This is a genomic window from Streptomyces sp. NPDC001156 (genome assembly GCF_053598275.1).
Genome location: NZ_JBSFJX010000342.1, coordinates 1 through 5,353, shown reverse-complemented (window position 1 = coordinate 5,353; position 5,353 = coordinate 1). Strand labels below are relative to the sequence as shown.

Annotated in this window: 6 protein-coding genes and 2 pseudogenes; 5 read left to right on the top strand and 3 right to left on the bottom strand. The window is 68.5% G+C overall.

The features are described from left to right. Window positions 1-405 precede the first annotated feature (405 nt). Window positions 406-1,275, bottom strand: coding sequence for an SDR family oxidoreductase (locus ACWDA7_RS49730; RefSeq protein ID WP_450614440.1), 870 nt, complete (start codon window positions 1,273-1,275; stop codon window positions 406-408). A 144-nt stretch (window positions 1,276-1,419) separates the two neighbouring features. Here ACWDA7_RS49730 and ACWDA7_RS49725 point away from each other — a divergent pair, with 144 nt between their 5' ends. Then, complete coding sequence (locus tag ACWDA7_RS49725; protein ID WP_450614438.1) at window positions 1,420-1,824, top strand: winged helix-turn-helix transcriptional regulator; 405 nt, start codon at window positions 1,420-1,422, stop codon at window positions 1,822-1,824. A 291-nt stretch (window positions 1,825-2,115) separates the two neighbouring features. On the opposite strand, the gene ACWDA7_RS49720 is transcribed toward ACWDA7_RS49725, so the two are convergent. Continuing rightward, window positions 2,116-2,988: a helix-turn-helix transcriptional regulator gene (locus tag ACWDA7_RS49720; protein ID WP_450614436.1), complete on the bottom strand. Its 873-nt coding sequence runs from the start codon at window positions 2,986-2,988 to the stop codon at window positions 2,116-2,118. Between the two features lie 190 nt (window positions 2,989-3,178). Here ACWDA7_RS49720 and ACWDA7_RS49715 point away from each other — a divergent pair, with 190 nt between their 5' ends. From ACWDA7_RS49715 to ACWDA7_RS49700, 4 genes and pseudogenes are all read left to right on the top strand, one after another. Next, window positions 3,179-3,946, top strand: a complete 768-nt coding sequence (locus tag ACWDA7_RS49715) for an SDR family oxidoreductase (protein ID WP_450614434.1) — start codon at window positions 3,179-3,181, stop codon at window positions 3,944-3,946. Beyond that, a complete protein-coding gene (locus ACWDA7_RS49710) occupies window positions 3,943-4,182 on the top strand; it encodes an SDR family NAD(P)-dependent oxidoreductase (RefSeq protein ID WP_450614432.1) in 240 nt (79 codons plus the stop codon). Before ACWDA7_RS49715 ends, ACWDA7_RS49710 begins: the two co-directional genes overlap by 4 nt. Further along, window positions 4,183-4,501: pseudogene (locus tag ACWDA7_RS49705) on the top strand (DUF4158 domain-containing protein); the annotation flags it as partial. Beyond that, a pseudogene (locus ACWDA7_RS49700) lies at window positions 4,485-4,864 on the top strand (ISAzo13-like element transposase-related protein); the annotation flags it as partial. The pseudogenes ACWDA7_RS49705 and ACWDA7_RS49700, both read left to right, overlap by 17 nt. A 97-nt stretch (window positions 4,865-4,961) precedes the next feature. On the opposite strand, the gene ACWDA7_RS49695 reads toward ACWDA7_RS49700, so the two are convergent. After that, entirely contained in the window at window positions 4,962-5,249 is a 288-nt protein-coding gene (locus tag ACWDA7_RS49695; RefSeq protein WP_450614430.1) for an MOSC domain-containing protein, read from the bottom strand. Between the last annotated feature and the right edge of the window lie 104 nt (window positions 5,250-5,353).

Here is a 5,353-nt window from a genome sequence, read left to right as displayed (position 1 = left end):
CCGTGCGGGTGAGGAGTTGTCTCACAACAGCCCCAACTCGCACGGCTGTTGTCATCTTCCCAGGCCGGCTCCGCAACTATCGCGCACAACGTCGTTAGTCGTGTGCCCCCGGCAGGATTCGAAGCTGCGACACCCGCTTTAGGAGTTCGATCGCTACTCGACACTGCCGGGAAGTCCCCGGGCCACGGTGGCCGTGCCAGACCGCCTAGGGGTGCTGGCGTCCGGCGCCGCTGATGTCACTCGTGGATGTCAGAACGACGCAACCGTGTGCGTTCGCTGGCACGATGGTCCCGTGGTTGACCTGGAGCACATCAGAGCAGAGACGGTGGCGTACTTCCGGGAGCTCGATGAGGACGCCACGCTGCGGCACCACTTCCGCCACCTCGCAAAGTCCCTGGCCCTGGGTTAATGCGGCGCGACCGCGAGTGCCTCGGCCAGGGTCACGGGCCGGCGGCCGATCAGGCGGCGCAAGTCGCCGGAATCGGTGTACATCTCGCCGCGGCTCATGCCGAGGTCAGCGTCAGCGAGGACGTCCGCCAGCTCGGCGGGTAGGCCTGCGGTGGCCAGTACCTGGGCGAACTCGGTCACCGGGAGGTCGGCGTAGGCAACCTGTTTCCCGGCCGCAGCGGAGATCGCGGCGGCGAGTTCGGTCAGCGTGAAGGATTCGTCGCCGCCGAGCTCGTACACGGCGCCGGTGTGGCCTTCGGCGGTGAGGACGACCGCCGCGGCCTCGGCGTAGTCGGCGCGGGACGCGGCGCTGATCCGCCCCTCGCCCGCGGCGCCGACGACGGCGCCGTTCTGCAGGATCTGCGGCAGTTGGCTGGTGTAGTTCTCCAGGTACCAGCCGTTGCGTAGTAGCATGCTGGGGATTCCGCGGTTCCGCAGGTACTCCTCGGTCTCGCCGTGCGTGGCGCCGATGATGGTGGTGGCCGTATCCGCGTGCGTCGTGCTCGTGTACGCCACCAGCGACACGCCCGCGGCCACCGCGGCGTCTATCACGCGGCGGTGGTTGGCGACCCGTTCGTCCACGGGGACCGAGGCCGAGATCAGCAGCAGTCTGTCCGCCCCCGCGAAGGCCTCGGCCAGGCTGTCGGTGTCCGCGAAGTCGGCGCGGCGTGCCGTGACGCCTCGGTCGGCCAGGTCCTTGATCCCGGCGATGTCCCGGCCGGTCGCGATGATGTCCGCGGCCGGGATCCCACGCCGCAGCAGCGCCTCGACGGTGAGTCTGCCCAGCTGGCCGGTGGCTCCGGTGACGACGATCGACATGATGGTCATTCCTTCCTTCCGCGCGTGCCTCGCGCGCCTGTCGCGGTTCGTCCGCGGCGGGATGGAATTCAGGGTGGCCTGCACACTCTCTGTTGGGAAGTAGCAACTTCTTGGTAGGGTACTTACCCGAGCGAAAGCATTGAGGTGAGACGTATGGCGGCCGTCGAGAACGTGACCGGGCCCATATCGTCATTCGATCCGTACGAGCGTGGCTGCCCGTCGCGGGACCTGCTCGACCAGATCGGCAGCAAGTGGGCGGTCCTCGTGCTGGGCGAGCTCGGCCGGAACGGGTCCTCCCGGTTCAGCCAGCTCCGGCAGGCGCTGGCGGGCGTGAGCGAGAAGATGCTCACCCAGACGCTGCGCACCCTCGAACGCGACGGGCTGGTCAGCCGGACCGTCTACCCAGAGGTGCCGCCGCACGTGGAGTATGAACTGACCGTCCTAGGCCAGACGCTGCGGGAACCGCTGAAGGCGCTCACGGAGTGGTCGGTGCGGCACATCGAGGAAGTCATCACCGCCCGCGGGGAGTACGACGACCGCACTGAGCGCACCCGGTAAGCAGCGGCGGCCGGCGATTGATCACCCTCCTGGGTCAGAGGCCATGGGCACTTCGAGCACCCTTTGCACCAGTCCGGGTCGGCTTCGGCCACCACCCGAGCCACCTCAGTCAGCGCCCATGCCTGCCCGCCGGGGCGGATGAGCACCTGGCGGCGCGGGCCGCACTGCTGGATGGGCACCTACCGTGAGGTGGCTGGGCGGGTGCCGGCGAACTCGCAGATCGTCCGGCGGTGCGGCCAGTGCGGAAGGGTGCGGGCGTTCTGGTTGCGACGCGGGGACGGTGGCTGTTCGTCAGGGTGTCTTTGGGAGCGGGTCATCCGCCGGTCTGCCGTGTGCTGTGTCGGCGGACTCGGTGTGTGAGAGTGCGGCGAGGAGCCGCAGTTTCTCGTCGCTGTCGCTGCCCTTGTCGGGGTAGTAAACGACGAGGATGACGTCGCCGATGGCGAGTTTGTCGCGATGGAGGCGTAGTTCACCGACGACGGGGTGGTGGACCGTGATCGTGCCTCCGTCGAGACTGCGGACGTCGTGGCGGGCCCACAGGGTACGGAACCGCTGACTGGACAGGGCGAGTTCTCCGACGAGCTCGACGAACCGGGGGTTGTCGGTGTCGTCCCCGATGGTGGTGCGCAGGGCGGCGATGAAATCGGCGGTGGCTTTCGCCCAGTCCTGGTGGAAGGCTTGTTCCTCGGGATCAAGGAGGAGAGAACGAAGCCGGTTCTGGCCGGGCCGCAGGCGGGGGGAGAGTGCGACGGCCATGGGGTTGGAGGCCAGGACATCGAACGCGCGCCCTTCGACGAACGCGGGGATCTGAAGGTGGGCGAGCAACTCGTGCACCCGCGCCGGTACGTGCTCGGGCCGCTTGCGGCGCGGCGCCCTGGGGCGTGCCGCCGCGAGGCCGAGCAGATACGTCCGCTCGATGTCGTCGAGCTGCAGGACGCGCGCGAGTGATTCGAGTACCTGGGGTGAGGGGTTCTTGTCGCGGCCCCGTTCCAGACGCAGATAGTAGTCGGGGCTGATTCCGGCGAGCAGGGCGACTTCCTCACGGCGCAGGCCGGGGACGCGGCGGATGCCGCCGGACGGGAGCCCTGCCTGTGCCGGGGAGACCAGCTCACGCCGGGCGCGAAGGTAGCTGCCGAGCCGGTTGTCGGATTCCTCATCCTTCATACCGACACCGTAATGCGGTGCGCGCGTTTCAGAGGGGGCCCTGGCAGGACCAGGGAAGACGGGGGCACTGCCACAGCCGGCGGATGCCGTCAAGACTGCGATGACACCGTTTCGAAAGAGACAGAGAGCATCACTGTCTGCGCCGCGGGCCTGAACGCCGTCGGCGCCCTGGACTTGAAGGGAAGATCTCGTGGATCTCTCCAACCGCACCGTTCTCATCGTCGGCGGAACCTCGGGTATCGGGCGAGAGCTGGCCCGCCGGTTCGCTGCGGCGGGCAGCACCGTGGCCGTCGGCGGCCGTCGCCCGGAGGCACTCTCGGAACTCTCCGAAGAAGGCTTCGGCACGATCAGCGTCGACGTCACCGACAGTGCCTCCGTCGCGTCTTTTCGTGACACCGTGCTCGCCGGCTACCCCGACCTGGACACCGTGGTGACCATGTCGGGCGTCATGCTCCTGGAGGACCTGCGCGACCCGGCGCACTTCGAGGTGGCAGCAACGACGATCGACACCAACCTGCTCGGCACCATCCGGGTCATCGACGCCTTCACCCCGCACCTGGTCCGGCGGGGTGCCGGCACCTTCATCACCGTCACCTCCGGCATCGCCTTCCTGCCCTTCCCGCCCATGCCCAGCTACGCCGCCTCGAAGGCCGCGGTGCACGCCTACTCCGAGGCACTGCGCGCGCAGCTAGACGGCACCGGTGTCGGCGTCGTCGAGCTCGTCCCCCCGGCCGTCGCCACGGCAGGACAGGAAAAGGTGAACCCGCACGCGCTGCCGCTCGACGACTTCGCCACCGAGGTGATGGACCTGCTGGGGACCGAGCCCACTCCGCGCGAGATCCTCGTCGATCGCGTCCTGGTGCACCGGTGGGCCGAGCGCGACGGCACATATGACGAACTGGTGGCTCAGCGCTCGCAGGCCCTCGCGATGCTCCCGAGCCGGCAGGAACAGCGATGAACAGCAGGATCGCACTGGTCACCGGGGCCACATCGGGCATCGGCAGAACCTTCACCCGGTACCTGGCCAGCGGGGGCTACGACGTGGTCGCGGTCAGCCGGCGTACGGACCGCATGGGCCCACTCGTCGCGGAGCCCCCCGACGTCAAGATCCGCCCGCTGGCCGCCGCCCTGTCGACCGATCAGGGGGCTGGGGTTCGGTGGGGCGGACCCTTCGGCGGTCGTGTTGATCACTGACTGTCTGGAGGTCCGGGGTGCGGGTCGTTTCTGACGGATGAGCAAGCCGAGAAGTGTGCGGCGTACGACGGGGGGCCGTCCCGTACGGAGTTGGAGCGGTTCTTCTTCCCGGACGACGCGGACCGGGCGTTGACCGAGCCGAAGCGACCGGGCCCACAACTGACTTGAATTCGCGGTGCAGATGACCACGGTGCGATTCCTCGGGGTGTTCCTGGACGATCCGACGGACGTGCCGCCGGAGGTGGTCGACTCACTCGCCGAGCAGTTGGGCGTCGTGGTCGCGTCGACGTTGAAGGCGTACGGCGAGCGGGAGAACAGTGGGTCGGGGACGTTCAGCCCGGCTGGAGGATTCCGTCCGGGGCGGCGATCTGGAGAGCGGTGAGGAGCTGCTCGGGCGGGGGCGCAAGCCCGGCGGAGGCCGCAAACGTCAGGCCGATCTGGATCGGGGACTACGGCCGGCACTGCTCCCTGGTCGAGCTGGAAGAACGCGGGGACCCGATGTCACCGCTGCGCTGGACGGTGAAGTCGACCAGGCAGCTGGCCGCCGAGCTCACCCAGCAGGGCCACTGGGGCAGCGCGGACACCATCGGCGACCCTGCTGCCCGAGGCAGGCTTCAGCCTGCAGTTCAATGCCAAGGTCCTGGAGGGCAGGCAGCACCCGGACCCAAGATCAAAAATGCGTGTTGATTATCTGCACGCCCTAACCTCCCCGTTCCAGCGGAGGCCCGGCACCACACACGGCGCTTTCTAGGGGTCGTCGCAACACGTGGTCGTGTTGATCAGGCCGCGAGGAGTTTATGCAGGCGCTCGGCGGGGAGCTCCCGTCCGAGCTCCTGCTCCCACCGGTCCAGCTCCTCGCGGGCGTAGGCGTAGACGGCCTGGTGGTCGCCGCCGTGGAAGCGTGCGTCGCAGACGGAGTCACCGGCCATCCCGCTGACTCCTTGGGGGCCGGGTGCCGACACGGCGACCGGGTGGGAGACGGGCCGCTTGTCGATGCCGGTGCGCCCGACGCCCGAGCGCGCGGCGACCCGGCTGCTGCCGATGTTGACGGATTCCACGATGCCCATGGCAGCCGACCTTAGCCTTGATCCACCGACGTGGCCTGAAGTGGATCTTCTGACGGGTTTTTGAGCGGGTTTCGGGTTGGTGTCTGTGCCTGGGCAGGTGGTAT